General features: G+C 63.4%; 32 protein-coding genes. 20 read left to right on the forward strand and 12 right to left on the reverse strand.

The features are described from left to right. Positions 1–72: 72 nt before the first annotated feature. Positions 73–381 carry an ImmA/IrrE family metallo-endopeptidase gene (locus AC0L21_RS35595; protein ID WP_473266448.1) on the reverse strand — a complete coding sequence of 103 codons (309 nt, stop codon included), beginning with the start codon at positions 379–381 and terminating at the stop codon, positions 73–75. A 483-nt stretch (positions 382–864) separates the two neighbouring features. Between AC0L21_RS35595 and AC0L21_RS35600 the strand changes: the two genes are divergently transcribed. The 3 genes from AC0L21_RS35600 to AC0L21_RS35610 all read left to right on the forward strand — a co-directional run bounded on the left by AC0L21_RS35600 (position 865) and on the right by AC0L21_RS35610 (position 1960). After that, positions 865–1221, forward strand: coding sequence for a hypothetical protein (locus AC0L21_RS35600; RefSeq protein WP_473266450.1), 357 nt, complete (start codon positions 865–867; stop codon positions 1219–1221). Between the two features lie 116 nt (positions 1222–1337). Then, a complete protein-coding gene (locus tag AC0L21_RS35605; protein ID WP_473266452.1) occupies positions 1338–1721 on the forward strand; it encodes a hypothetical protein in 384 nt (127 codons plus the stop codon). Between the two features lie 47 nt (positions 1722–1768). Next, positions 1769–1960, forward strand: coding sequence for a hypothetical protein (locus AC0L21_RS35610; RefSeq protein ID WP_473266454.1), 192 nt, complete (start codon positions 1769–1771; stop codon positions 1958–1960). An 833-nt stretch (positions 1961–2793) separates the two neighbouring features. Here AC0L21_RS35610 and AC0L21_RS35615 read toward each other — a convergent pair. Then, positions 2794–3000 (reverse strand): hypothetical protein, encoded by a 207-nt coding sequence (locus tag AC0L21_RS35615; protein ID WP_473266456.1) that lies wholly within the window; start codon positions 2998–3000, stop codon positions 2794–2796. Between the two features lie 187 nt (positions 3001–3187). After that, a complete protein-coding gene (locus tag AC0L21_RS35620; protein ID WP_473266458.1) occupies positions 3188–3850 on the reverse strand; it encodes a hypothetical protein in 663 nt (220 codons plus the stop codon). A 462-nt stretch (positions 3851–4312) separates the two neighbouring features. Between AC0L21_RS35620 and AC0L21_RS35625 the strand changes: the two genes are divergently transcribed. The 4 genes from AC0L21_RS35625 (at position 4313) to AC0L21_RS35640 (ending at position 5799) form a co-directional block, all read left to right on the forward strand. After that, complete coding sequence (locus tag AC0L21_RS35625) at positions 4313–4483, forward strand: hypothetical protein (protein WP_473266460.1); 171 nt, start codon at positions 4313–4315, stop codon at positions 4481–4483. Between the two features lie 313 nt (positions 4484–4796). Further along, entirely contained in the window at positions 4797–5039 is a 243-nt protein-coding gene (locus AC0L21_RS35630; protein WP_007590794.1) for a hypothetical protein, read from the forward strand. A 122-nt stretch (positions 5040–5161) separates the two neighbouring features. Beyond that, entirely contained in the window at positions 5162–5401 is a 240-nt protein-coding gene (locus AC0L21_RS35635) for a hypothetical protein (protein ID WP_473266461.1), read from the forward strand. Positions 5402–5505: 104 nt separating this feature from the next. After that, positions 5506–5799 carry a hypothetical protein gene (locus AC0L21_RS35640; protein WP_473266463.1) on the forward strand — a complete coding sequence of 98 codons (294 nt, stop codon included), beginning with the start codon at positions 5506–5508 and terminating at the stop codon, positions 5797–5799. A 1-nt stretch (position 5800) separates the two neighbouring features. Here AC0L21_RS35640 and AC0L21_RS35645 read toward each other — a convergent pair whose 3' ends face one another. Next, positions 5801–6187, reverse strand: coding sequence for an NUDIX hydrolase (locus AC0L21_RS35645; RefSeq protein WP_179950106.1), 387 nt, complete (start codon positions 6185–6187; stop codon positions 5801–5803). Positions 6188–6306: 119 nt separating this feature from the next. Further along, complete coding sequence (locus AC0L21_RS35650) at positions 6307–7416, reverse strand: AI-2E family transporter (RefSeq protein WP_473266465.1); 1110 nt, start codon at positions 7414–7416, stop codon at positions 6307–6309. 138 nt (positions 7417–7554) lie between these two features. On the opposite strand from AC0L21_RS35650, the gene AC0L21_RS35655 reads away from it, so the two are divergent. From AC0L21_RS35655 to AC0L21_RS35670, 4 genes are all read left to right on the forward strand, one after another. Next, a complete protein-coding gene (locus AC0L21_RS35655; RefSeq protein WP_473266467.1) occupies positions 7555–7776 on the forward strand; it encodes a hypothetical protein in 222 nt (73 codons plus the stop codon). A gap of 84 nt (positions 7777–7860) precedes the next feature. After that, positions 7861–8088 (forward strand): hypothetical protein, encoded by a 228-nt coding sequence (locus AC0L21_RS35660; protein ID WP_473266468.1) that lies wholly within the window; start codon positions 7861–7863, stop codon positions 8086–8088. 118 nt (positions 8089–8206) lie between these two features. Further along, positions 8207–10252 (forward strand): acetoacetate--CoA ligase, encoded by a 2046-nt coding sequence (locus tag AC0L21_RS35665; RefSeq protein WP_473266470.1) that lies wholly within the window; start codon positions 8207–8209, stop codon positions 10250–10252. A 92-nt stretch (positions 10253–10344) separates the two neighbouring features. Continuing rightward, positions 10345–10647 carry a hypothetical protein gene (locus AC0L21_RS35670; protein ID WP_027518070.1) on the forward strand — a complete coding sequence of 101 codons (303 nt, stop codon included), beginning with the start codon at positions 10345–10347 and terminating at the stop codon, positions 10645–10647. 3 nt (positions 10648–10650) lie between these two features. Here AC0L21_RS35670 and AC0L21_RS35675 read toward each other — a convergent pair whose 3' ends face one another. After that, a complete protein-coding gene (locus AC0L21_RS35675) occupies positions 10651–10887 on the reverse strand; it encodes a hypothetical protein (RefSeq protein ID WP_473266472.1) in 237 nt (78 codons plus the stop codon). A gap of 338 nt (positions 10888–11225) precedes the next feature. Then, positions 11226–11513, reverse strand: a complete 288-nt coding sequence (locus tag AC0L21_RS35680; protein WP_473266474.1) for a hypothetical protein — start codon at positions 11511–11513, stop codon at positions 11226–11228. Positions 11514–11700: 187 nt separating this feature from the next. On the opposite strand from AC0L21_RS35680, the gene AC0L21_RS35685 reads away from it, so the two are divergent. From AC0L21_RS35685 to AC0L21_RS35695, 3 genes are all read left to right on the forward strand, one after another. After that, a complete protein-coding gene (locus AC0L21_RS35685) occupies positions 11701–12288 on the forward strand; it encodes a formyltransferase family protein (protein ID WP_473266476.1) in 588 nt (195 codons plus the stop codon). A gap of 226 nt (positions 12289–12514) precedes the next feature. Further along, positions 12515–12859, forward strand: coding sequence for a hypothetical protein (locus AC0L21_RS35690; RefSeq protein ID WP_473266478.1), 345 nt, complete (start codon positions 12515–12517; stop codon positions 12857–12859). Continuing rightward, a complete protein-coding gene (locus AC0L21_RS35695) occupies positions 12804–13349 on the forward strand; it encodes a hypothetical protein (RefSeq protein WP_473266479.1) in 546 nt (181 codons plus the stop codon). The genes AC0L21_RS35690 and AC0L21_RS35695 overlap by 56 nt, the downstream gene beginning before the upstream one ends. A gap of 52 nt (positions 13350–13401) precedes the next feature. Here the strand turns inward: AC0L21_RS35695 and AC0L21_RS35700 are convergent, their stop codons facing one another. Continuing rightward, on the reverse strand, positions 13402–13800 hold the full coding sequence (locus AC0L21_RS35700; protein WP_473266481.1) for a RidA family protein: 399 nt from the start codon (positions 13798–13800) through the stop codon (positions 13402–13404). A 151-nt stretch (positions 13801–13951) separates the two neighbouring features. Between AC0L21_RS35700 and AC0L21_RS35705 the strand changes: the two genes are divergently transcribed. Further along, complete coding sequence (locus AC0L21_RS35705; RefSeq protein WP_473266484.1) at positions 13952–14827, forward strand: DMT family transporter; 876 nt, start codon at positions 13952–13954, stop codon at positions 14825–14827. Positions 14828–15044: 217 nt separating this feature from the next. After that, positions 15045–16469 (forward strand): caspase family protein, encoded by a 1425-nt coding sequence (locus AC0L21_RS35710; protein ID WP_473266487.1) that lies wholly within the window; start codon positions 15045–15047, stop codon positions 16467–16469. A 75-nt stretch (positions 16470–16544) separates the two neighbouring features. Here the strand turns inward: AC0L21_RS35710 and AC0L21_RS35715 are convergent, their stop codons facing one another. Next, positions 16545–16787, reverse strand: coding sequence for a BrnA antitoxin family protein (locus AC0L21_RS35715; RefSeq protein ID WP_007610629.1), 243 nt, complete (start codon positions 16785–16787; stop codon positions 16545–16547). A 3-nt stretch (positions 16788–16790) separates the two neighbouring features. Continuing rightward, on the reverse strand, positions 16791–17768 hold the full coding sequence (gene cysK, locus AC0L21_RS35720) for a cysteine synthase A (RefSeq protein ID WP_473266489.1): 978 nt from the start codon (positions 17766–17768) through the stop codon (positions 16791–16793). Between the two features lie 222 nt (positions 17769–17990). On the opposite strand from cysK, the gene AC0L21_RS35725 reads away from it, so the two are divergent. Next, positions 17991–18209 carry a hypothetical protein gene (locus AC0L21_RS35725; RefSeq protein ID WP_473266492.1) on the forward strand — a complete coding sequence of 73 codons (219 nt, stop codon included), beginning with the start codon at positions 17991–17993 and terminating at the stop codon, positions 18207–18209. A gap of 33 nt (positions 18210–18242) precedes the next feature. Here AC0L21_RS35725 and tgt read toward each other — a convergent pair whose 3' ends face one another. Further along, positions 18243–19391 carry a tRNA guanosine(34) transglycosylase Tgt gene (gene tgt, locus AC0L21_RS35730; RefSeq protein WP_473266494.1) on the reverse strand — a complete coding sequence of 383 codons (1149 nt, stop codon included), beginning with the start codon at positions 19389–19391 and terminating at the stop codon, positions 18243–18245. Positions 19392–19620: 229 nt separating this feature from the next. Between tgt and AC0L21_RS35735 the strand changes: the two genes are divergently transcribed. Together AC0L21_RS35735 and AC0L21_RS35740 are read left to right on the forward strand one after the other, a co-directional pair. Continuing rightward, on the forward strand, positions 19621–20805 hold the full coding sequence (locus AC0L21_RS35735; RefSeq protein WP_473266497.1) for a patatin-like phospholipase family protein: 1185 nt from the start codon (positions 19621–19623) through the stop codon (positions 20803–20805). Between the two features lie 135 nt (positions 20806–20940). Next, complete coding sequence (locus tag AC0L21_RS35740; protein WP_473266499.1) at positions 20941–21687, forward strand: TetR/AcrR family transcriptional regulator; 747 nt, start codon at positions 20941–20943, stop codon at positions 21685–21687. Between the two features lie 81 nt (positions 21688–21768). On the opposite strand, the gene AC0L21_RS35745 is transcribed toward AC0L21_RS35740, so the two are convergent. Continuing rightward, positions 21769–21939 carry a hypothetical protein gene (locus AC0L21_RS35745; protein ID WP_473266501.1) on the reverse strand — a complete coding sequence of 57 codons (171 nt, stop codon included), beginning with the start codon at positions 21937–21939 and terminating at the stop codon, positions 21769–21771. On the opposite strand from AC0L21_RS35745, the gene AC0L21_RS35750 reads away from it, so the two are divergent. Next, positions 21938–22540 carry a PepSY domain-containing protein gene (locus AC0L21_RS35750; RefSeq protein WP_473266503.1) on the forward strand — a complete coding sequence of 201 codons (603 nt, stop codon included), beginning with the start codon at positions 21938–21940 and terminating at the stop codon, positions 22538–22540. The genes AC0L21_RS35745 and AC0L21_RS35750 overlap by 2 nt on opposite strands. The last annotated feature ends 44 nt before the right edge of the window (positions 22541–22584 follow it).

The following is a 22584-nucleotide window of genomic DNA, read 5'->3' on the forward strand; positions in this document are numbered from 1 at the left end:
GTCCACGTCGCCTGCGCGTAGGTGAAGCTCGATGCGCCGAGCACGGCGACGAAGATCTGCGCCGTTCTGCGCTCACCCTGGGCGACATCGACCGGAATCCGCAGCAGCGGCTTCGTGGCTCAGTCCGAAGCTCATCATGATGTCTTCGATCGATGCGCCCTCTGGCACGAGATGTTCTGGAGCCAAAATTCGGGGAGCCAATCGGCGGGCCTCCGACTCCTGATTGACGATACGCCGCACCGACACCTCTGCGGCTGACTTGACCTGGCTCCGATTGAGCTGACCCTCGTGCTTGAGCAGATAATGCGAGAGTTCATGAGAGACTGTCATTCGAGCCCTTGCTTCGCCTCGCTGCATAGCGGCGAAGACGCTTTCGCGCATTCTGATCTCTGTGTCGTTCGAGGACCATTGAGCCTCGGCGTCCGGCATTTCCGCGTCGCGAGCCCGCCTGTACTTGAAGCTTCTATCGAGGTGTTTGCCCATTCAGCCATGAGTGATTTCGTGGGGCGATCATAAATCGGCATCAATCAGCCTCCTGACACGCGTGCCCTGCGTTATCACCTGCCAGGCAAACGACTCTCACTGCCGCCATGCTGGGGCGAGTCCTCGCCAATTTGGCCAATCGCAGAAATCTGAAACGATGGCTTCGTCTGTACGATAACTCCGGAGCAAGGAGCAAGGAGGCTTCGCATCGGCAACAAGGGATGCAAATTTCTCCATCGGAATTCGACCAAGATTGCTCGATGTTTGCGGAGGAAGGCAATTGGCTGGTCTGTGACGGTGGTCACAATTGCACCTGCACCGCGCCGCGGAACCATCCAGCACGTCCGGCAATTGCTCCTCCTGATGAGTAGGAGTTGCGTCATGCGTCATGCGCCGTCGATTGTGCCGCTGGATCGGCTCGACCGGGGGATTTACCTGGTGCTGGAGGACTTCGGCGCGCGCGCCGGCTGCTCCTGGCGCGAGACCGACGAGCAGGACACCGACGTCGAGACCATCATCCGCGACCTGCTCTCCGGGCAGTACGCCTATCCGGTCCGGATCGTCGCCTTCAACGCGATCGAGGGCTGGTCTCGCGATGCCACCAGCGAGATCGCAGATGAGCTTGCCGTGCGTGTCACGAGTAGCGAGATCACGCCGGCCTTGCAGGCCTTCGTCCAGGCCAATGCTTCCCGACCGTTTGCTGTACAACTGGCGCTTCCTCTCCGGGGCGCCGCCTGACAGCAAATCTGCGATCACGATGTTGCGTGGGATTGATGCGATAACAGTGCGCTAAACAAGCACATTGATCGGAAGTTCGCGCTTCACCTCCGCCTGATTTTTTGGTACCAAATAAAATGAAACCAGCAAAAAAGATTCGTGCCAAAAAACATCGCGGCCGCCCCGCGACTGGTCAGGGCGTCCAGATCGGCACGCGCTGGCCGGAGGCGACTGTCGTTCAGATCGACGCATGGGCGTCGCGGCAGGAGGACACTCCGGCTCGCTCTGAATCCATCCGTCGGCTGGTGGAGATTGGCTTGGGCAAACCCGCCCCTGCCCAAGGGGTCACGTCTGCCGCCAAGGCCTCGTCCGAGCGGGCTCGGGAAATGGCGGGCAACGCGATCGACAAGCTCAAAGACAACAAAGCGAGCCCGGATGACCAGGCCAGCCGCAAGCGGCGGCTCGTCAAGGGGCCCGAGGAATTCCAGAACGTTCGACGCGACCGGCCAAATCGAAAATGAATTGACCGGCGACCGCTTGGTCAATCTCGCCTGAAGGCAAAAAGCAAATGATCAAACCCAAACGTTCGGCCGAGCAACAAGTCGCGGACGAAGCCGAGCGACGGACCCTCAATCCAATAGGATCGAGGCAGACGATAGCCGACAGTCAAGCCACGCCGGAGTTTCAGGAAAACCTCAAACGCCTGAAGTCCGAGCGGCTGGAGCGTGAGGCTAAGCTAAATCCGAAGCGCAAGGTCTGATTTGAGCTTACGCCCCTTCGCCTCGCCTGGTTGGGCCGGTCGGGCGAACGGGCCGCGTCGGATGGAGGGTGCAAAAGGTCATGGGAATGTTGAACCGACGGTGGATGATCTTCCTGCTGGTTTCCGTGGTGGTTGTTTGCTCCATCTTCGCGGGCACCCGGTACTATCTAAGCAAATGCCATGGCATGGATGCGTGCGCGGCCGCCGAAGCCGAGAGCCATGAGCGAGATAAGCCAACCGAGCCACAATAGTTTTCGGGTGAAAAGCCGGCCTGCAATAGCGGCTCCGGAGCCGCGGCGGGCGCAAGGTCGAAGGTGCTAATCCACCGTTTTACAACCTGGGGAAAACTGCCTTCAGGTCAGCGCGCCTGCATTTTCCGAATCGCCTGTGCGTGCTCGCTAACTCAGAGATGTTCTGATTGTGGGGGGCGCGTGAGCCAGTTTTTGTCCGTGCTGCTGCTGGCGACCGCTATGACTCTGACCCTGTGTTTCGGGGTGGCAGCGTGGCGCCAATCCGCTGTGAGAGACGTCGATATCACTGCCACCATTCCCCATCAGGAAAACGGCTGGCGAGCGAGGCCGACGAACTAAAGCACCTTCTGTTGCCGTATCCTCCGTAGCTCTACCCCTTCGATGAACGGTCTATTGATCTCGCGCTAGGGCCTGTACCCATAACTGGATACGCGTGAATGCCAGCGCGCCGCTGATCGTAGCAATCAACGACCATGTCGAGCAGATCACCGGTAACGGACAAAGCTGCACGGACCGCACCACCGCTGCCGATGAAGTCGCCGTCGAATTCGCGAACGATAATCAGGAGACCGCGACGCCGGACTACACCACGCCGCCGAAGTCGATGCCTTCCTTGGCGAGCGCCTCGGCTTCCTCGGCGGACGTTGTCGGCTTCGTATCGAGGTAGGGGAGCTCGGTCGCCGGCAGAATCGTGCGGATGTTCTGGCCGTCTGTCCGCGTGATGCGCGCAATCCAGCGCTTGGGCCCGTGCTCAAATCGTTCGATATGGTACTGCTTGTACGTAATCATGACTTCCGGACGCAACTGACGCTGAGACAGGCGTTGTTGTATCCAATATAGCACCGTCGTCCAACGATTTCTTAAAGCTAGGTCGAGGCCTGCGCGTGGACCGGCGGAGCTCGTCATCGCGACCCCGCGGCCAGCATCGCGCACGCAGCCCCAGATGATTTGCTTGAGTGATTTGCTTGACTTGCCTTCAGCTTTCGGGGGCTGAAACTGTCGCCGGCGTGCTGAGCGGAGCGCCTCCAACCGAAACCGGCCCGACCGATTTCGACTGCCGGGCGATCCGTTTGCGGATGGCGGCGGACAGCCCATAGCGCGCATGCGCTCTTCGAACGGAGGACGTGACGTCCGACATCATGGTGTTTTGCAGCGCGTCGATCTTCGCGATCAGCGTGGACAGCTGGGAAGATACCTTCTTCACATCGACCCGTTCGTCCGTGATGCTCTGTCGCAGCGAAAGCAGCACCATCGAATCCGCCTGCAGCACAGCCGCGTTTTGCTGCAGTGCCTGGTTGCTCTCCTGCAGCGAAGCCGTGTGTTGCTGCTGGGTCGACTGAATATCCTTCAAGGCAGCGACAACCGGATCCGGCTTTGGCGCTGAAGCCTCTTGCCGCGGTAGCAGATCAGCCAGGCTGCTCAGATTCAGCGATGGCACGCCGGAGGGCCATGTGTAGATCGCCGCCGCGCCGTTGATGGCCAGGGCACATACCGACAGTGCCATGACCGACGTCCGGCTGGACCGCTTGACCGGTTCTGGAGCGTCCGAGCTTGCGGGTTCGTCGGCCGCGATGGCCGCAGCCAGTGCTGCAGGGTCGAGCTGTTCGACAAGGCCTTGGGTTTCGAAAGTCGCGGTCATGGCATTGACCCCAAATGAGAGCAATAGGAAGCCGTCGCCGGAAGTCCTCGCGACGGCTCCCTTACGCAGCACCCATCTACAACTGTCTAAAATTGTGGGCTTTTCAGCTTAATTCCACGTTAGCGGCCGCGGCCTTCCGCAGATCCCGCCACCCCGGCCGACTACGGGGTCCGTGCGACGGACATGACTCGCATGCCGTACAAGAGCTCCTCCCGATCCCGGGACGTCGCCAAGGCCGGAAGCGGATTTTCCGAATTTGGCAGACTGCCCCTGTTTTGCCCGACGCGTCAACCGGCGTCTCAACCGGATGCAAGACCGCCGTGCGCCAAAAAGAAAGCGTTGCGCCAGCAGGACTTAGCTACTGTGCATGGGGTTGTTTTCGCGGTTTTGTATCCCTGTTCCAAAAGCCGCGAGACAACCCGCTCAAAAAGTGTAGGATTCGACAAAACAGGGAGGAGCGGCATGTTTGAAATCAGCGGTTTCGACACGGCAGGAATCGTCAGCCTCAAGCGGCTGTCACTCCCCGCCGCCCTCAAGAAGGCCAAGGAGCTCATCGCCGACGGATGCTGGGGCGTTCAGGTGATTGGTCCAGGTGGCCAGGTCTACACCTCGTTCGAGGAGCAAGCCGCGTAGTCGCCCGCCTTTCGGCAGCATTCGGAAACCACCCGCCCATCCGATCGCGCGTCGCGCGCTCTGGCCGTGGCTGTGACTCGGACGTGAAAACCCCAGCGCCTGGTGGAGCGCTGGGGCGTTTTCAAAATATCAATTGGTCAAGCAATGAAGCCTTCGTAGCAGCGATCTCGACAACCGCTTGTGAACCGCTTCACACAGACTTCGATCTTTCCACACCTTGACGATGCTCAACGGCGGCGCCGTGCCGTTGCCAATCAACTTGTTTGGGAGCACGCTCTCTCCAGGCGCGCAGACGCCGCTCAGGGAGAAAGCCATGAAGGACACGGGCCTGGATCACCGCCACCGCGACAAGGATGGCGCGATCAGCAAGAAGCACGGCAACACGCTGGTCGGTACGTTGCGCAAGATCTACGGTAAGGGTTTTGCCGCCGGTTATCCGGATACGACTGAACTCAGCGAGGTCTTGCATCAGCTGAACGAGACCTCGCTGAGCCAGCTGCGTCGCGATCACGACACCGGGCATCTCGGCCACAAGATCGACCACGTCCCGAAGTGAGGGACTTCACGAGTCCCAACTTCAGGTAGCTGAAATCAACTTCGCTGACGATCGTCTCGGCGAACTTGCCGTTTGAGCGCTTGGCGCCAAAGCGCTAGACTGAGCCTTTTACGGAGGCTCATTTGAAACAGTTCATTGTCATCACCGCCCTTGCGCTCGCCGTGACGGCTCCCGCCCGCTCGCAGGCCCTCGTCGATCCCAACAAGGTTGCTCCCGAATATCGCGAGGCGGCCGAGAAGCGGCGGGCCGAGCAGATGCGGCAACGCGAATGCGCGCTGAAGGCGGATCTCGAGAAGGTGCTGCCCAGGGATCGCACCGTCTATCTCAACCATTGCCTAGACACGATAGCGGCCAAGCAATAGCGGCTGATGGAGCGGCTTGAACTCGCCGACCCGTTCAGGCTTTCTTCAGACATTTGGGATCACCTGACGATCCATTTCCATCAGTCATCGTCGATCGACCGCGCATGAGTTTCGTCCAGATTCAGTGCACGCGCTGCAAGACCGTGTTCCGCGACCGCGCGGGACGGTTGCAGGACGGCTATTCCAGGCAATGTCCGAGCTGCGAGGTGGTGCTGTTCTTCGCGGAGGATTCGCCGAACCCTCAGGTCAAGCAGGCCATGAAGCGCGCGCGCAAGGTTCGCAAGGAGCAGCGCGAAGCCGAAATGGCCAGGGTGTCCGCGCCGCAAGCGCGCGCCAATTTTTCGCGGGCCCAAACCGGACGGATACAGCACTCGTCGGAGGACGACGAGGAGGCCTAGCTCACCCGCGCTTCCGCGGAAACAGGCGGTCGCGGATATAGCGCGAGGTCGGCGTCAGGCGGATGCCGCGCGGCTTCTGCCAGACAGCGCGGTCGATCTCGTTCTTGTCGCCGATCGCGAGCCTGCCCTTGGCGCCCTTGGCGATGAAGATCGCATCGCTCATCTTGCGGCCGGAGCGCTTGTTCCTGGTCGTCACTTCCTTCCAGAGGCTGATCCGGCCGAGCTTCAGCTTGGGCAACTCTTCCTTGATTTCCCGCCGCAGGCAGTCCTTGTCGGATTCGCGCGCGCGCTTGCGGCCGCCCGGGAACATCCACAGGCCGTCCGATCGGCGTCTGACCAACAATACCTTGCCGCGCTTGGCGGCAACCAGTTTGGAAGACTTCGCCATGTCCGCCGTAATCGAAAACAGAATCGAGCCCATCGTAACTTGTCTAGTCGGATAGACAAGTTCCGCCGCCAGCTCTGATCGAACCCGGCAGGCAGGCCGATCCCGCCGTTCGAGGCGGATCAGCCCTCGCCCGCCGCTGTCCCCGCCCGTGCCCCCGCCTCGGCCCGGTCCTCCGTCCTGATCCAGGCCATCATCATCTCCCAGGCCACCGACAGGATGATCGGGCCGATGAACAGGCCGACGATGCCGTGGGCGAGCGTGCCGCCGATCACGCCGACGAAGATGACGATGGTCGGCGTGGTCAGACCGCGCCCCATCACCAGCGGCTTCAACATGGTGTCGAGGAAGCCGACGACGACGAGAAACACGGTGAGCAGCAGCGCGGTGGTGACGTCCTTGGCGGTCCAGATCCAGATGATCACCGGCAGCAGCACCAGGAAGGCGCCGATCTGCACGATCGAAAGCAGCAGCACGATGAAGGCGAGCAGGCCTGCGCTCGGCACCGCCGCAAGCTTGAAGCCGATGCCGGCGAGCAATGCTTGCACGATCGCGACGCCGATCACGCCTTGCGCCACGGCGCGGATGGTCGCGCCCGCGAGCCCCAGGAAATGCTCGCTCTGTTCGGGCACGATGCGAAACAGGAAGCCGCGGCCGGCCGCAACCAGCCTCGGCCCGTGCGGAAACAGGAAGCCTGCCACGAACACCGAGACCAGGAACTGGAGCGTGCCGACGCCGGCGTCTCCCGCGAGCGACAATAGCGGTCCCGCCAGCGGCTGGAGATACGGCGCCACCTCGCGCAGCACCGCGCGGATGTTATTGTAGGCCTGCTCCCACAGATCGAATAGCCAGGGGCCAACGAGCGGCCACGATTTGAGCTGCTCCGGCGCCGACTGAAGCGCGAGGTCACCGGTGCCGAGCTGGTGCGCCAGCTCGCGCACGCCGTCCACTGCGCTAATGCCGAGCCAGGTCGCAGGACCGATGACGATGCCGAGCGTGATCAGGGTCAGGATCGCCGCTGCGGTCTTGGGCCGGCCGCCCAGGATCTTGGCGACCCAGCTGAAGGCCGGGTAGAACGCGACCGCGAGCACGCCGCTCCAGGCGAGGATCGGCACGAAGGGGCGGATGATCAGGAAGGTCCAGATGATCAGCAGGCCAAGCAGACCGACGCGGATCACGAGCTGGATGATGTCCTCGCCCGTCAGGAGCTGACGCAAACTTTTCACGGGCACGGCTTTCCTTGCGGCATTGACGCGGGTTCCGGCACTTGCGCGGCCCAGCGTTATTGCCAGCCGCGCACCCGGCGTCAAGACGATGGGGCCGGCCCGAGCCGGCGTTTAGGAACGCATCGGGCCATTCTGCATTCCGAGATGATGGCACGCCGCCCCCGAGAGCCCGTCACACACGCGGGAATTCACCGCGGCGTCCGCTTTTCGCTGAAGCCAAACGCCGCACCGGGCTATTGGCGCTACGCCTATGCCGTCGGCGACAGGGCCCGCTCCGGGCGCGTGCAAGGCAGGCTGCCGTTGCTCGCCATCCGGCGCGTGCAGATGCGCATCGACCGGGACATGCGGAGCATTAACGACGATTAACCGGATTTCGCTCGACCGGTTTACGCCGTTGCAAAGGCGCGCACCTACGCTTCCATCGAGGTCCCCCAAACCGCTTTCGGTGCAATGGCCAATACCATCTGGACGATCGAAGAATTCACCTGCGCGGGTTGCAGCATGAACTACACCGCGACGAGGGAGGAGCACGCCGAAGCGCATTCCGGCAGCTTCAAGTGCAGGATCTGCAGCGGCGTGGTGCACACCTGGTCGGGCAAGCACCATTTCTTCGGCTGGCAAGCGGTGAAGACCAATCCGCCCGTGTTCGGAAGGCGCTGGACCGGAGCCGGATGGTAGGCTGCTTCCAGCGGACCCAGACCCACTACTCCCGTCAACGCTGCCTGCCCGAACTGCGGCTTCTGCTACTCTGCGGCAATGGTTAAACTCCCCGCCCCGCAACTGAAGCCGACACGCAATGACCTCACCCTTCGTTCCCCAGATCGCCCTTTACCGCACCTGGCTCGCCGAACAGCGCGGCCTTAGCTTCGCCAGCTACGAGGAGATGCGGCAATGGTCGGTGCGCGATCTCGACGGGTTCTGGCACAGCATCTGGGACTATTACGATCTGCAATCGCCAACGCCGTTCGCGGCCGTGATCACCGAGCGCAAGATGCCCGGCGCGATCTGGTTTCCCGGCGCCCAGGTCAACTATGCCCGGCAGGTGTTCCGCCATGTGGATGCGGCCGACGCCGCCGGTCTTCCCGCGATCGTCAGCTGTGGCGAGGACGGCAAGCTTTGCGAGACGAGCTGGCCGGAGCTGCGGCGCAAGGCCGCTGCCCTCGCACTGCATCTCAAAGAAAAAGGCATCAAGCCCGGCGACCGCGTCGCCGCCTATCTGCCCAACATCCCCGAGACCATCATCGCATTCCTGGCGAGCGCCAGCATCGGCGCGGTCTGGAGCGTGTGCGCGCCCGATATGGCCGCGCCCGCCGTGATCGACCGCTTCAAGCAGATCGAACCGAAAGTGCTGATTGCCTGCGACGCAGTCACCTATGCCGGACGCCGGCACGATCGCAAAGACGTTCTCGCCGAGCTGCGGCGATCGCTGCCGACCGTCGAGCACGTCATCCTGCACAGCCAAGCCGCCGCGCCCGCAGCGGCGGACGCCCTGCTCTCCGACATTGTCGCAACCAGGGGCGCGGAGATCGACGCGTTCGAGCCAGCGTGGCTGCCGTTCGATCATCCGCTCTGGATCGTCTATTCCAGCGGCACCACCGGCCTGCCGAAGCCGATCGTGCACGGTCATGGCGGCATTGTCATCGTGGTGCTGGCGCTGCTGGGATTGCACAACGATCTCGGCTGCTCCTACCACGAGAACTCGTTCGGCGAGCGCTATCACTGGTACTCGTCGACCGGCTGGATCATGTGGAACTCGCAAGTCGGCGGTCTGCTCAGCGGCACGACCTGCTGCATCTTCGACGGCAGCCCCGGCGGCGCCAAGGACAAGCCGGACTGGACCACGCTGTGGCGCTTCGTCGCGCAATCCAAAGCGACCTTCTTCGGTGCGGGCGCCGCGTTCTTCGCCAACTGCGCCAAGGCCGAGGTCGACCTCACCGCCGGCGATCTCTCGCGATTGCGTTGTCTCGGCTCGACCGGCTCTCCGCTGAGCGCCGACACGCAAGCCTGGTTCAACGACCGCTTCGCGGCGCTCGCGAAGACCAACGGCAGCGAGGCGCAGGCCGATATCTGGTGGGCCAACATCTCCGGCGGCACCGATTTCGCCGGCGCCTTCATTGGCGGCAATCGCGAACTGCCGCAGACGCCGGGCGCGATGCAGTGCCGTCTGCTGGGTGCCGCCGTGGAAGCCTTCGACGAACAGGGCCGCGCCGTCATCGGCGAGGTCGGTGAGCTCGTCTGCACCGAGCCGATGCCGTCGATGCCGCTCTATTTCTGGAACGACAAGGGCGATGCGCGCTATCGCGCGAGCTATTTCGAGACCTATCCGGACAATTTCGACGGCAGCGGCCGCGGGCCGGTGTGGCGGCATGGCGACTGGCTCAAGGTCGACCCGGACGGCTCCTGCATCATCTATGGCCGCAGCGATGCCACCATCAACCGGCATGGCCTGCGCATGGGGACCAGCGAACTCTACTCCGCGATCGAGGCGTTGCCGGAGGTGCTGGATTCCCTTGTCGTCGATCTCGAATATCTCGGCCGTGACAGCTACATGCCGCTGTTCGTGGTGCTGCGCGAAGGCGTCGCCTTCGACGGCGCAATGCAGGCGAGGATCAACAAGGCGATCGAGGCCGGCCTCTCCCGCCGCTTCCTGCCCAACGAGATTTTTGCGGTCGCCGAGATTCCGCGCACGCTCTCGGGCAAGAAGCAGGAGCTGCCGATCAAGAAGCTGCTGCTCGGCCAGCCCGTCGAAAAGGTCATCAACCGGGAAGCGATGGCCAATCCCGCTTGCCTCGACTGGTATCTCGCCTTTGCGCGCGACTATCTGGCGCGGAGCGAGACCTGAGGGAGATCGCCGCAATTGCGCCGATGCCGTTTGGACTCCCTTCACCGATCGCCGCTAGAGCAGGATGGATCTTCCGAAAATGAACGCGCGCCATGGCCGACCTCAACGCCGTCCTCACCAGGCTCAACGACCGTCTGCTCCGCCTCGAGGGCGAGCTGTTCGTGCTGCGCTCGCTGGCCCGCGCGACGCTGACGGCGGGCGATGACCACGCGGCGCGAATGCGCAAGCTGGTCGAGGCCGCAAAGGTCGCGCTCGACGACGAGGCCACCCGTCCCCTCGACAAGCCGACGCGCAAATATGTCGATGCGGCGACCGCACTGGTGGAGGAATTGCTGGTCGAGCCGACCCAGGCACGGCCGTTGTTCACCGTCATCGACGGCGGCCGGCGCGACTGAACGTCAAACTGGCCGGCTATCGTCCGTCGCGGCGATATCGCCCGACTTGAGCCGGCTGAGGCCGGCTTCGATGATCGCGATCTCCTCGTCGATCTGGCCGATCGGCAGGCTGAAGTCGTAGCCGGACCTGCTCTTCAGATCGACCGCAAGCCGTTGCCTGTGCATCATCAGCTCGTCGAGGCCGCGCCGATTCTTCAGCCGGACATAGACATCGACGATCTGCTCAATCGCGCTCGGCATGAAATCGGTCCCGGCGAAAAAGCCCGCACGGCGCACCTACGCCGGCGGGACGATCTCGGTGTCGCGGTACGCAATACAAATCCGCGACGGATTCGTCGATACGCCAAGCTGGTTGAGATCATGTTACCGTCAGATGATTTCGTGATGGCCGCGCATGAAAAAGCCGCTGGCGATCACGCCAGCGGCCAAATCCGGGTTCGAAAACGAATGCGGGTTGAAATGTCGCCAGCCCCGGTGGATCCACGTTCTAACGGCAAATCCCGGATCTCTGTGTTAAAAACGAAACACAGGAACAGGCCTATCTCTAATCGACGCCCGACCGTGGCGGCGTGGCACGGCTAGTCTGTGGCGCAGAAATATTTGCGCGGCAGCCTGCGGTAGGCGCTGTAGCGGTAATGCGGCCGGTACACGTAGCCCCGATAGAGTGCCGGCGGCTCCTCGCCGTAATAGGCGCCGTGATAGAAATTGATGACCGGCCCTTCCGCGCAGCGATAGGTGTCCCAGGTCGGGCCGATGAACGGTGCCACCCCAACCTCGGGCGGAACCGCCGGATAGGGTGGTCCGCCGGCGTACGCCGGAGTGGTTGCGACCAGGGCCGCGAGAAGGACAAACCACGCGCTCCGCATGCGTTCGCTCCGAGCCGATGCCATGCGCGCATGGAAGCACCGGACCGGCCGGCGCCGCAATCGCGGAATTCATCGCACCCTCGCCCGGCGCATTGTTGATAACCGGCGCAAACCCGGCGCGGGTGGTGACAGGACGTCCGGACGTGTTATCGGGAGATGACGCAGTTGCGAGACGGATCGGACACCCATGCGCATTACCCTCGTCGGCTCCCGCCATTTCGGCGTGACCACCCTGAACATGCTCCGGGAGCACAGTGTCTCGATCGTGCGGGTCGTGGTGGCCGACGCCGAGGATCGTCTCGCCGCAACCGCCAAGGCGGCAGGCATCGACGTCGTGGTCCAGGCCAATCCCAAGCTGGTGGTCGCCTCCGAGATCGCCCCTGACACCGATCTGATCGTCACCGCGCACAGCCACGCCCGGATCGGCAAGGACGCGCTCGAGGCAGCGAAGCTGGGCGGGATCGGCTATCATCCCTCGCTGCTGCCGCGCCACCGCGGCAAGGCGGCCGTGGAATGGACCATCAAGGAAGGCGATCCGATCGCGGGCGGCACGATCTATCACCTCGCCGACCGCATGGACGCCGGCGCCATCGCCGCCCAGGAGTGGTGCTTCGTCAAGAAGGGCGAGACGGCCCGGGAGCTGTGGGAGCGCGCGCTGGCCCCGCTCGGGCTCAAATTGCTGGCCGACGTGATCGACTATGCCAAGGTCCACAAGGCGCTGCCGTCCAAGACTCAGGACGAGCAGTTCGCGACCTCGGCGCCAAGTCTTTCCTAAAGCCCCTTTCCTAAAGCCCCTTTCCTAAGCCCGTTTCCTGAGTCGCTGTCCCGACGTTTACCCTTAACGTGAAGGGGCATTGATTCTGCTTCGAAAATTGCAGCCGGAAACCCAAATAAACCATTGTTCCCACAGGAACAATTTTCGATTTGGCACCGCACCAAATTTCCGTCACATTTGGCCCGAATAAGGGTCAGCATATCAGACAAATTCAAGGACGGATTTTATGCGTTTTGCTCGCATTGCGGCGTTCTGTGCCGCTTCAGTTATCTCCCTCGCCGCGCCCGCTTTCGCCCAGACTCCCTATGATGGCAACTGGCAGGTCACCATCGTCACCAAGAGCGGTTCCTGCGAGCCGACCGCAAGCTCCTTGCTGACGGTTGCCGACGGCAAGATCACCGCCCCCGGCGCTAACGTTTCCGGCACCATCGGCCGGGAGGGTCTTGTGAAAGTTTCGATCAATGGTGCATATGCCAACGGTCAACTCAGCGGCAACGCCGGATCGGGGAAGTGGAATGGAGCATCTGCAGGCATACCGTGCAGCGGGCGATGGGAAGCATCGCGCCAATAGAAAAATCTTGACCAGCGGTCTGGGCCGGCGGCTGCTGATCGCGGCCGCCGTTATGTTTGCGGCCGGAATTGCCAATTCCGAGAGCAAGGCCCAGTCCGGTCCGTTCGCCCCGCTGGCCGGCAGCTGGAGCGGCTCGGGAACGGTGACCCTGGATGACGGCTCGACCGAGCGGATCCGCTGCCGGGCCAAATACGCTCCGATCGGACCGACTATGGAGTTGTCTCTGACCTGCGCCAGCGACGCCTACAAGTTCAACCTCGGCGCCAACGTCAAGGCTGAAGGCAGCGCCATCGCAGGCAGCTGGTCCGAGGCCAGCCGCAATATCAGCGGCTCCCTTTCAGGTCGCGGCGCCGGCGGAAACTATGAGCTGCTCGCCTCCACCGCCGGCTTCAACGCCAACATCTCGCTGAAGACGTCCGGCAATAAGCAGAACGTCACGATGCGCGCCGACAGCCAGTTCCGCGGCGCCAACATCTCGCTGTCGCGCTAGCCCGATACGAGTAGATTGACAATCGACCCGGCGATCTCGCCGGGTCGATTTTTTATGTGCCCGGCACGAACGCCGTGACCTCGATCTCGACCTTGGCCCGGTCGTCCACGAGGCCGCCGATGTAGAGCAAGGTCGAGGGCGGGAAATTGCGCCCCAGCGTTTCCTTCCAGGCCGCGCCGATGCCGGCCCCGGCTGCCTCATATTCGCTTCGGCTGGTCAGGTACCAGGTCAGGCGGACGATATGCTCGGGGCCGGCGCCGGCCTCGCCCAGCAGCTTGATGATCCGCTTCAGCGCGGTCCCGACCTGCGCTGCCATGTCAGGCGCGTAATTGCCGGTCTCGTCGCTGCCGGTCTGGCCGGCCAGCACCACCCAGCGGCCCGGCCCCTCGACCACGACACCATGGGAAAAGCCGCGCGGTTTTTTCCACTCGGCCGGCTGCAAGATGTCCATAAGCGAAGATCTCCCGATTTTTCTCGTTGTTCGGTGATGCCTTAGCACGCCGCCATGCATCGCTGCACCGGCAGATTTGGCCGTTGCAAACGGCGACGATGTCGCCGATACCGGCCCTCCCTCAGGACCCTCGCCTCCCACACCCGCGCCGATGAACACCACACCGTCCAAAACGATGGCTGCCCTGTGGATGGCGGGCTGGCTGTCGCTGATGCTGGTCATGGCGGTCGCCGGGCGCGAGACCACGCGCGAGCTGAACGTATTTCAGATCATGGAAGTGCGTTCGCTGCTAGGCTTCCTGTTGCTTTCGCCGATCATCTATCGGGCCGGCGGCTTCAAGGTGCTCAGGACATCGCGCCTGCCGCAGCACATCGGGCGCAATTTGGTGCACTATGTTGCGCAGCTCGGCTGGTTCTTCGCGCTGACGCTGATCCCGATCGGCCAAGTGGTGGCTATCGAGTTCACCATGCCAATCTGGACGGCGCTGCTCGCAGCGAGCCTCCTCTCTGAGCGCATGACGTCGTGGAAGATCGCCGCCATCGCGCTTGGCCTTTTCGGTGTGATCGTCATCGTCCGACCCGCCACCGGCGAGATCAATCCCGGTCAGCTCATTGCGCTCGGCGCCGCGATGGGCTTTGGCGTGTCCATGGTGCTGGTCAAATCGCTGACCCGTACCGAAAGTGCGCTATCGATCCTGTTCTGGATGCTGGTGGTGCAATCGGTCGCAGGCTTCATTCCGACGCTGTTCGTCTGGACGTGGCCCTCCGCCTATGTCTGGGCATGGGTCGGCGTGATCGGCGTCTGCGGCACGTTTTCGCACTACTGCCTCGCCAGCGCGATGCGCTATGCGGATGCGACCATCGTTGTTCCCATGGACTTCCTGCGGGTTCCATTGACCGCGACCGCTGGCTGGCTGCTGTATTCGGAGCGGCTTGACACCTGGACGCTGGTCGGCGCCGCGCTGATCCTGTTCGGCAATCTCCTAAATCTAAAGCCGGCTTCGCTGGTTCCCGCCCGCGCGCGCTGAACCTCGCGCCGCCTCGCGCGACAAAACCAAGTGGCCGTGTGATTTGGATCACGCTGGAGAGGGACTCCATCGTGCATTCTGCCACACAGCAGCGGGTTGAACGCGACGAACTGCCGTTTTGGTGGCGCCAAGTCTTGGTGGCCAAATCGGGCTCTTCGTGTAAGTTCGTTGCCAATTTGTTGCTGCCTGCCAATTTCGATTCTGTTGGGGATTCCAGATGCGCACTCTCACCCTCCTCGCGTCGCTGATGTGCATGGCACTGTCGGTCAGTGCCGCGAAGGCCGACCGCCGTGTTGCTTTCGTCGTCGGCAACGGCACCTACAAGAACGTCGCACAATTGCCGAACCCGCCGATCGACGCCAAGGCGATGGCGGCAACGCTGCGCAATGTCGGCTTCGAGGTGATCGAAGGTTCGAACCTCTCGCGCGACCAGATGACGGAGAAGCTGCTCGACTTCGGCCGCAAGGCGCAGGGCTCCGATGTCGCAGTGTTCTATTATGCCGGTCACGGCATCGCGGTCGGCGGCTCCAACTATCTTCTGCCTGTCGACGCCGACATCAAATCGGAGATGGACGTCAAGCTCGGTGCCGCCATCAACATCGATCTGACGCTAGAGCAGACCATGGGCGACGCCAAGGTCAAGCTGGTCTTCCTCGACGCCTGCCGCGACAATCCGTTCGCCGCCAAGATCAAGTCGAACTCCGCGACCCGCAGCGTCAACGTACAGAGCGGTCTTGCCGAGATGAAATCCGGCGAAGGCACGCTGATCGCGTTCGCCACCGGCCCGGGCCAGACCGCGCTCGACGGCCAGGAGGGCAACAATAGCCCGTTCACCCGTGCGCTGATCGACAACATCACCAAGCCCGGTGTCGAGATCCAGCAGGCGATGACGTCGGTCCGCGCCCAGGTCAATGAGGAGACCCACAAGGGGCAGCTCCCCTGGGGCCACACCAATTTGATCGGCTCGGTCTATCTCAACCAGGCTCCGACGACGCAGGTCGCCAATGCGGCACCGACGGCTGCTGGCGTCGTGCCCGCGGCAACGGGCGGCAATTCGGATGGTGTCGAGCTCGAATACTGGCGCTCGGTCAAGGAGAGCAACAAGCCCGAAGAGCTCAACGCCTACCTCTCCACCTACCCGAACGGCCAGTTCAAGGCGCTGGCACTGGCGCGGCTCGCCGCGATCAAGAGCGGCCCGTCGACGACGACCCGCAACCTCAACGCCGGCGTCGATCCTGCCACCTTTACCGACGACGCCAGCCAACTCACCGAGGACCAGATCGGCCTCGACAAGGGCCAGCGCCGCGACGTGCAGCGTCGCCTGACCGGACTTGGATTCGACACCAAGGTCACCGGCGCGTTCAGCGAGGACACCCGTACGGTGCTCAAGCGCTGGCAGGCGGCACGCGGCTATCCGTCGACGGGCTATCTCAACAAGCTCCAGCACAAGGCCCTGCTGTCGGAGATCGTGGCCTCCGCGCCGGCCACTGCGAGCGATGAAAGCGCGAAGCCGGCCCGACGTGCCCCGGCCCAGGCGCAGAGCGCACCGGCCCAGCATCGCGGCGGCGGCGGCGGCGACGCTGGCGCAGCCTTCGTCGGCGGTGTGGTCGGCGGCATGATGGGCGGCATGTTCCGCCGCTGAGGCGAGGCCAATCGCAAATACAAAAGCCCGGCTCGCGCCGGGCTTTTTCGTTGCGAGTCCCTCAACCTTTGGCGTCTACTTCCCCGCGGCCTTTCGCAGCGCCTCGTTGATGCGATCCTGCCAGCCAGGCCCGCCGGACTGGAAATGCTCGAGCACGTCCTGGTCTATCCGCAGCGTGACCTGCTCCTTGACCCCCGGCGCCACGTTCTGCTTCGGCGGCGCCGCAGCGACCTTCGCCGTCACCTTCTTGAACGCCGCCTCGGCCTCCGTCCTGGCGTCGCCCAACGTCCGCGGCCGCCTCGGTGGTTGATCCGCCATGTCCTAGATTCCCTCAAACAGAGCCGTCGAAAGATACCGCTCGGAGAAGGACGGCACTATGGCCAGGATGGTCTTTCCCGCAGCTTCCGGCCGCTTGCCGATCTCGAGGGCCGCGGCGATCGCGGCGCCCGAGGAGATGCCGCCCGGAATGCCCTCATGCCGCGCCAGCGCCCGCGAGGTCTCGATCGCCGTCGTCGAGTTGATCTTCAGGATCTCGTCGATCACCGAGCGGTCAAGGATGTCAGGCACGAAGCCCGCACCGATGCCCTGGATCTTGTGCGGCGTGTGCTGGCCGCCCGACAGCACCGGGCTCTCCTCCGGCTCGACCGCGACCACGCGCAGCGAGGGCTTGCGCGGCTTCAGCACCTGGCCGACGCCGGTGATGGTGCCGCCGGTGCCGACGCCGGCGACGAAGAAGTCGATGTTACCGCCGGTGTCGTTCCAGATCTCCTCCGCGGTGGTGCGGCGGTGCACCTCGGGATTGGCGAGATTCTTGAACTGCTGCGGCATCACCGAATTCGGCGTCGTCTTCAACAGCTCTTCGGCCGTCGCAATCGCGCCCTTCATGCCTTGCGCGGCCGGTGTCAGCACCAGCTCAGCGCCCAGAAAGGCCAGCATCTTGCGTCGTTCGATCGACATCGACTCCGGCATGACCAGCTTGAGCCTGTAGCCGCGCGACGCCGCGACGAAGGCCAGCGCGATGCCGGTATTGCCGGAGGTCGGTTCGATCAGCACGGTATCGGGCTTGACGATGCCGGCGTTCTCCATCGCGATGACCATCGCCGCACCGATGCGATCCTTCACGCTTGCGGCGGGATTGAAATATTCGAGCTTTGCCAAAATAGTCGCGTTCACGCCGTGCATACCCGGCAACTGGCGCAAGCGCACGATCGGCGTGTCGCCAAAAGCATCGACGATCGAGTCATAGATCCGGCCGCGGCCGGGTTGGTGCGCTGCACCCGTGGTGGACGATGCGTCCATGATGAACTCCCTGTGGCGATGATTGTGCTTCTGTCGCAGCTGTTGCGCAGTTAGAGACAGCCTGCGGCGACACGCAAGCGACATTGCGGCACATGTTAAATACGCTGCATCGCAAAATCACGTGAGCTGTAATTATCAGAAAACCAACGCATTTGTGTTGCGACCTCGTCAACTGATTCTGCTTATGTTAGACTTAGGTCTCAAAGCTGGGAGGTCACCACGATGTCAGCAGTCGCTGAAATGTTGTCGACCGTCGCACCGAACCGCGCTCCGCGGTGCAGTGAGTTGCCCACCTGTCCCGTCTGCGCCGACTCCATGGTCGCCGCCGAAGGTTCTGCGTATGTGTCGGAACACCTGATCAGCTATCTCTGGACCTGCGACAATTGCGGCTACGGCTTCGTGACCAAGCACGCCGTCAAGCAGCGGATCGTCTGCAACTGACGTTTCCTCTTCATCCGACCTTGCGGAATTGACCTAGCGCGGGGCGATGTCGCCCCTCGCCCAGTCCTCGCGCGTACGCCGATAGAACTCCTCGAACGTTCCCTGTGCGACCGCGTCCCTGATGCCCTGCATCAGGGACTGGTAGTAAGCGATATTGATCTCGGACAGCAGCATCGCACCCAGCGTCTCGCCCGCCTTGACGAGATGATGCAGATAGGCGCGCGCGTAGCTACGCGCCGACGGCCAGGAGCTCTCTTCGTCGAGCGGACGGGGATCGTCGGCGTGGCGCGCGTTGCGCAAATTAACCTGACCGAAGCGTGTAAAGGCAACGCCGTGCCGGCCATTCCGCGTCGGCATCACGCAGTCGAACATGTCGATGCCGCGCTTGACCGCCTCGAGGATGTCGTCGGGTGTGCCGACGCCCATCAGATAGCGCGGCCGCTCTTTCGGCAGCAGCGGCGCTGTCTCGTCGATCATCGCGAGCATCACGGCCTGCGGCTCACCGACGGCGAGGCCGCCAATCGCATAGCCATGGAATCCGATCTCGATGAGGCCTTGCGCGCTGGCATGGCGAAGCTGGGGGATGTCGCCGCCCTGCACGATGCCGAACAGCATGTAACCGTCGGGCGCGCTCTCGAAGGCGCGCTTGCTTCGCTCGGCCCAGCGCAGCGACAATTGCATCGCGCGATCGATGTCGGCGCGCTCGGCCGGCAGTCGCACGCATTCGTCCATCTGCATGGCGATGTCGGAGCCGAGCAAACGCTGCACCTCGATCGAGCGCTCCGGCGACAGCTCGACCTTGGCGCCGTCGATATGCGAACGGAACGTCACGGCCTGCTCGCTGACCTTGCGCAGATCCGCCAGCGACATCACCTGGAAGCCGCCGGAATCCGTCAGCATCGGCCCGTTCCAGCCGGTGAATGTCTGCAGGCCGCCAAGTGCCGCGATCCGCTCGGCGCCGGGACGCAGCATCAGATGATAGGTGTTGCCGAGCACGATGTCGGCACCGGCCTCTCGCACCTCGCGCCAGTGCATGCCCTTCATCGCGCCGGCGGTACCGACCGGCATGAAGGCGGGCGTGCGCACCACGCCGTGCGGCGTGGTCAGGCGCCCGGTGCGCGCGGCGCCATCGGTGGCGAGCAGTTCGAAATGATTGGGCAGGCCGGTGTCAGGACGATTCATGACGGTGCTTATTGCGTGTCGGAGCAGGCCGATCAACCCGCTCAGGCGATGCTTCGGCCGGCTTATGCATCAGACTGGGACAACGGCCACCAACATCTGGGACACGGAATTGTGCGGCGTCGGCGCTTGTTAAACAAAACGATACAGTGTAGTTTTACCTCGGGGGTTGGACGAGATGCCGCGGCGATGTTGCCGGCGGCGGTAGACACGTGATCGCCAGCCACCGACAATGCCCTTCCCATCAAGTTCGACTGAGCCGTCCTCCCGTTCGCATGGCTGGACAAGGCAGACCGGCGCTCGCCTGTTCGGGTTCCTGGTCCTGACGTGCAGCCTGGCGCTCGGCGCCTGCACCTCCCTGCCCCGCACGCCCTATACGGCCACCGAAGCCAGCACGTCGCGCGTGCTCGATATCGACGGCCTCCGGCGCTACGCCGACGAACCCATCACGAAATTCAGCTTCGAGAAGGACACCAGCACCGCGACCAAGTCCTACCTGGCGCTGTCAGGCGGCGGCGCGGATGGCGCCTATGGTGTCGGCGTGCTGAACGGCTGGACCGCGGCCAGAACGCGTCCCAGCTTCTCTGTCGTCTCGGGCGTGAGCACCGGCGGCCTGATCGCACCTTTCGCGTTTCTCGGCTCGCGATATGATGACACGCTGAAGGAGGTCTACACCAGCGGCGTCGCCGAGAGCCTGTTGAGTGATCCCAGCATCATGCGCGTGCTGTTCGGATCCGGTCTGTTCGGCAACACGCGGCTGCGCGAACTCGTCGCCCGCTATGTCGGGCCGGAGATCATGGCGCAGGTCGCCCGTGAAAACGCCAAGGGCCGAAGGCTGCTGGTGGTGACGACAGATCTCGACACCCAGCGCACGGCAATCTGGGACATGGGCAGGATCGCCGCGGTCGGCACACCCGAGGCGCTCAAGCTGTTTCGCGACGTGATGGCGGCCTCCGCCAGCATACCGCTGGTGTTTCCGCCGATCATGATCGACGCCGAAGGCGAGGGCCGCAGGTTTCAGGAGATGCATGTCGACGGCGGCGTGACGGCCCCGGTGCTGACGCTGCCGGAAGCCCTGCTTTTCCAGGGCAGTCGCCTGCCCGGCCCCGCGAAGCTGGACATCTACATCCTCGTCAACAAGAAGATCGAACGCAATTTCGAGCTCGTCTCCAACAGCACCATCGACGTCGCCTCACGCAGCCTGTCGTCGATCACCCAGTCGCAGACCCGCTCAATCATCTTCTCGACCTATGATTTTGCCAGGCGCAACCGCCTGGGCTTCCATCTCTCCTACATCGCGCGCGACTATCCGGCCGCCCCCTCGGAAGGATTCGACACCGCCTATATGCGGGCGCTGTATCAGTACGGATACGAGAAGGCGGCGTCAGGCCAAGCCTGGACGTCAACGCTTCCGTGACACGCTCGCTGAGGAACGGGGCCGCGCCGAGACGGTTGACGATGGGGCCCATTCGGCCAGATTAGCCATGACGCACCCGCTGCTGCGCGTTATAGAGCAACCACTGATGTCACGACCGCGCAGGAATCATTGGGCATGGGATTGACTGCGACCAGGACCAGACCGGCAGCTCAGCGGCGCGAGGTGCCGAAATCGCGCGGCGGCCGGCCGACGAAAAGCGCCGCGATCGAGCGCGATCAGCGGCTGATCGAGGTCGCCACCCGCCTGTTCCTGGATCGCGGCTTCGATGCCACCTCGCTCGATGCGGTCGCGGAAGCCGCGCGGGTGAGCAAGCCCACCGTCTATGCCCGTTACGGAGACAAGCGCGGATTGTTCGCCGCCGTGCTGCGGCGCGAGATCGCGCGATGGCTTGCACCGCTATCGGCGGCTGCCGAGACCCAGCTCGGCAGCGCCTCGGATATCTCGGTCGAGCAGCGGCTGGTCGAGATCGGGCGCGAGATGCTGACATTCACCTGCGGTCCCGATGCCGTCGCCTTCAGCCGCATGATGACGTCGCAGGCCATCAACTTCCCCGACATCGCCAAGCTCGGCAAGGAGGAAGGCTGGCTCAAGGCCGTCGCCACCACGGCACGCTTCTTCGACCATCTGGTGGCGCAACGCGCGCTCGACATCGAAGACACCACGATCGCAGCCGAGGTGTTTCTCGACGTCGTCGTGGGGCACACCCACCGCATGGCGACGTTCGGAACGACGCTCGAGCTGAAAGACGCCGAAAAGCGCATGCGGGTTGCCATCAAGCTGTTCCTGGCCGGTGCGCTTGGCCCTCCGGACCGCCTTCAGGACGCCGCCAAGACCGCGCGGCGGCGGCGCCCATCCCGCTGACAATTCCGTGAGGCTGCGATCTTCCCACGGGATTCCGCGCCCGCGCCGTTGACCAAAACAAAACGATACGGTATGGTTTAATTATAGGGCGATGCGGATCGCTTTTTCACCAGCCCCAAAGAGGTCCGCACCGCCTCGATCGCCGCGGCGGAAATAGCCCGTCACGACGCTCAGCGGCCGACCGATGCCCAAGGTCGGCCGCAAATTCTTTACGATCATCCGGCACACTCGCTGGCCGAGGGTTTCGAGCATGACGACAGCCAAACGACGGATCTCGGGATTGCTCGCGATCGCCGTGTCCGCACTCCTCCTCCCGGCGCCGGCGCGGGCGATCGTGAGCGGGGGCACGCCGACCGCCCTTCATAGCGACACAGATGGTGACACTGAGGTCGACCGCCAAGCGGTCAGTCGCGAGATCGAGCGATTCCGCAGCTCGTCGATCTCGATCAACCAGGCCATGGCGATTGCGGAAGCCCGCCACGCCGGTGCCACCACGGCGGATGTGAGTTTCGACGGAGCCTCCGGCGTGCCGGTCTACCGGGTGAAGACACTGCACAACGACCGGATCTGGCGCCACACCATCAATGCCGCGACCGGCGAGCTCGTCGGCGGCGAAGCCGCCCTGCCCCTCGCCGAGCTCGACCTCGACGACCGCAGCAACCTCGCAGCGCTCGGTGCCATCAAGCACCGTCTGGCGGATGCCGTGGACGTCGCCGAACGCGCGGCCTCCGGCAAGGCGATCAGCGGCGGACTGGTGCGCGAACGCGGCCGGCTGAATTTCGCGATCGTCGTCATCAGTGGCGACAACCTCAAGGAGGTCATCCTCGAACCGCCGGGCGCCCGGACCAAATAGCGGCAGCGCCAATTCCGCCGAAAAGCCATTGACGGGCGCGAAAC

This window comes from Bradyrhizobium sp. WSM4873 (genome assembly GCF_055811355.1).

Excerpts from the sequence above, each read along its gene's own strand:
- AC0L21_RS35595 (WP_473266448.1), bottom strand. The coding sequence starts at position 381 with ATGCGCGAAAGCGTCTTCGCCGCTATGCAGCGAGGCGAAGCAAGGGCT.
- AC0L21_RS35600 (WP_473266450.1), top strand. The coding sequence starts at position 865 with ATGCGTCATGCGCCGTCGATTGTGCCGCTGGATCGGCTCGACCGGGGG.
- AC0L21_RS35605 (WP_473266452.1), top strand. The coding sequence starts at position 1,338 with ATGAAACCAGCAAAAAAGATTCGTGCCAAAAAACATCGCGGCCGCCCC.
- AC0L21_RS35610 (WP_473266454.1), top strand. The coding sequence starts at position 1,769 with ATGATCAAACCCAAACGTTCGGCCGAGCAACAAGTCGCGGACGAAGCC.
- AC0L21_RS35615 (WP_473266456.1), bottom strand. The coding sequence starts at position 3,000 with ATGATTACGTACAAGCAGTACCATATCGAACGATTTGAGCACGGGCCC.
- AC0L21_RS35620 (WP_473266458.1), bottom strand. The coding sequence starts at position 3,850 with ATGACCGCGACTTTCGAAACCCAAGGCCTTGTCGAACAGCTCGACCCT.
- AC0L21_RS35625 (WP_473266460.1), top strand. The coding sequence starts at position 4,313 with ATGTTTGAAATCAGCGGTTTCGACACGGCAGGAATCGTCAGCCTCAAG.
- AC0L21_RS35630 (WP_007590794.1), top strand. The coding sequence starts at position 4,797 with ATGAAGGACACGGGCCTGGATCACCGCCACCGCGACAAGGATGGCGCG.
- AC0L21_RS35640 (WP_473266463.1), top strand. The coding sequence starts at position 5,506 with ATGAGTTTCGTCCAGATTCAGTGCACGCGCTGCAAGACCGTGTTCCGC.
- AC0L21_RS35645 (WP_179950106.1), bottom strand. The coding sequence starts at position 6,187 with ATGGCGAAGTCTTCCAAACTGGTTGCCGCCAAGCGCGGCAAGGTATTG.
- AC0L21_RS35655 (WP_473266467.1), top strand. The coding sequence starts at position 7,555 with ATGATGGCACGCCGCCCCCGAGAGCCCGTCACACACGCGGGAATTCAC.
- AC0L21_RS35660 (WP_473266468.1), top strand. The coding sequence starts at position 7,861 with ATGGCCAATACCATCTGGACGATCGAAGAATTCACCTGCGCGGGTTGC.
- AC0L21_RS35665 (WP_473266470.1), top strand. The coding sequence starts at position 8,207 with ATGACCTCACCCTTCGTTCCCCAGATCGCCCTTTACCGCACCTGGCTC.
- AC0L21_RS35670 (WP_027518070.1), top strand. The coding sequence starts at position 10,345 with ATGGCCGACCTCAACGCCGTCCTCACCAGGCTCAACGACCGTCTGCTC.
- AC0L21_RS35675 (WP_473266472.1), bottom strand. The coding sequence starts at position 10,887 with ATGCCGAGCGCGATTGAGCAGATCGTCGATGTCTATGTCCGGCTGAAG.
- AC0L21_RS35680 (WP_473266474.1), bottom strand. The coding sequence starts at position 11,513 with ATGCGGAGCGCGTGGTTTGTCCTTCTCGCGGCCCTGGTCGCAACCACT.
- AC0L21_RS35685 (WP_473266476.1), top strand. The coding sequence starts at position 11,701 with ATGCGCATTACCCTCGTCGGCTCCCGCCATTTCGGCGTGACCACCCTG.
- AC0L21_RS35690 (WP_473266478.1), top strand. The coding sequence starts at position 12,515 with ATGCGTTTTGCTCGCATTGCGGCGTTCTGTGCCGCTTCAGTTATCTCC.
- AC0L21_RS35695 (WP_473266479.1), top strand. The coding sequence starts at position 12,804 with ATGGAGCATCTGCAGGCATACCGTGCAGCGGGCGATGGGAAGCATCGC.
- AC0L21_RS35700 (WP_473266481.1), bottom strand. The coding sequence starts at position 13,800 with ATGGACATCTTGCAGCCGGCCGAGTGGAAAAAACCGCGCGGCTTTTCC.
- AC0L21_RS35705 (WP_473266484.1), top strand. The coding sequence starts at position 13,952 with ATGAACACCACACCGTCCAAAACGATGGCTGCCCTGTGGATGGCGGGC.
- AC0L21_RS35710 (WP_473266487.1), top strand. The coding sequence starts at position 15,045 with ATGCGCACTCTCACCCTCCTCGCGTCGCTGATGTGCATGGCACTGTCG.
- AC0L21_RS35715 (WP_007610629.1), bottom strand. The coding sequence starts at position 16,787 with ATGGCGGATCAACCACCGAGGCGGCCGCGGACGTTGGGCGACGCCAGG.
- cysK (WP_473266489.1), bottom strand. The coding sequence starts at position 17,768 with ATGGACGCATCGTCCACCACGGGTGCAGCGCACCAACCCGGCCGCGGC.
- AC0L21_RS35725 (WP_473266492.1), top strand. The coding sequence starts at position 17,991 with ATGTCAGCAGTCGCTGAAATGTTGTCGACCGTCGCACCGAACCGCGCT.
- tgt (WP_473266494.1), bottom strand. The coding sequence starts at position 19,391 with ATGAATCGTCCTGACACCGGCCTGCCCAATCATTTCGAACTGCTCGCC.
- AC0L21_RS35735 (WP_473266497.1), top strand. The coding sequence starts at position 19,621 with ATGCCCTTCCCATCAAGTTCGACTGAGCCGTCCTCCCGTTCGCATGGC.
- AC0L21_RS35740 (WP_473266499.1), top strand. The coding sequence starts at position 20,941 with ATGGGATTGACTGCGACCAGGACCAGACCGGCAGCTCAGCGGCGCGAG.
- AC0L21_RS35750 (WP_473266503.1), top strand. The coding sequence starts at position 21,938 with ATGACGACAGCCAAACGACGGATCTCGGGATTGCTCGCGATCGCCGTG.
- AC0L21_RS35745 (WP_473266501.1), bottom strand. The coding sequence starts at position 21,939 with ATGCTCGAAACCCTCGGCCAGCGAGTGTGCCGGATGATCGTAAAGAAT.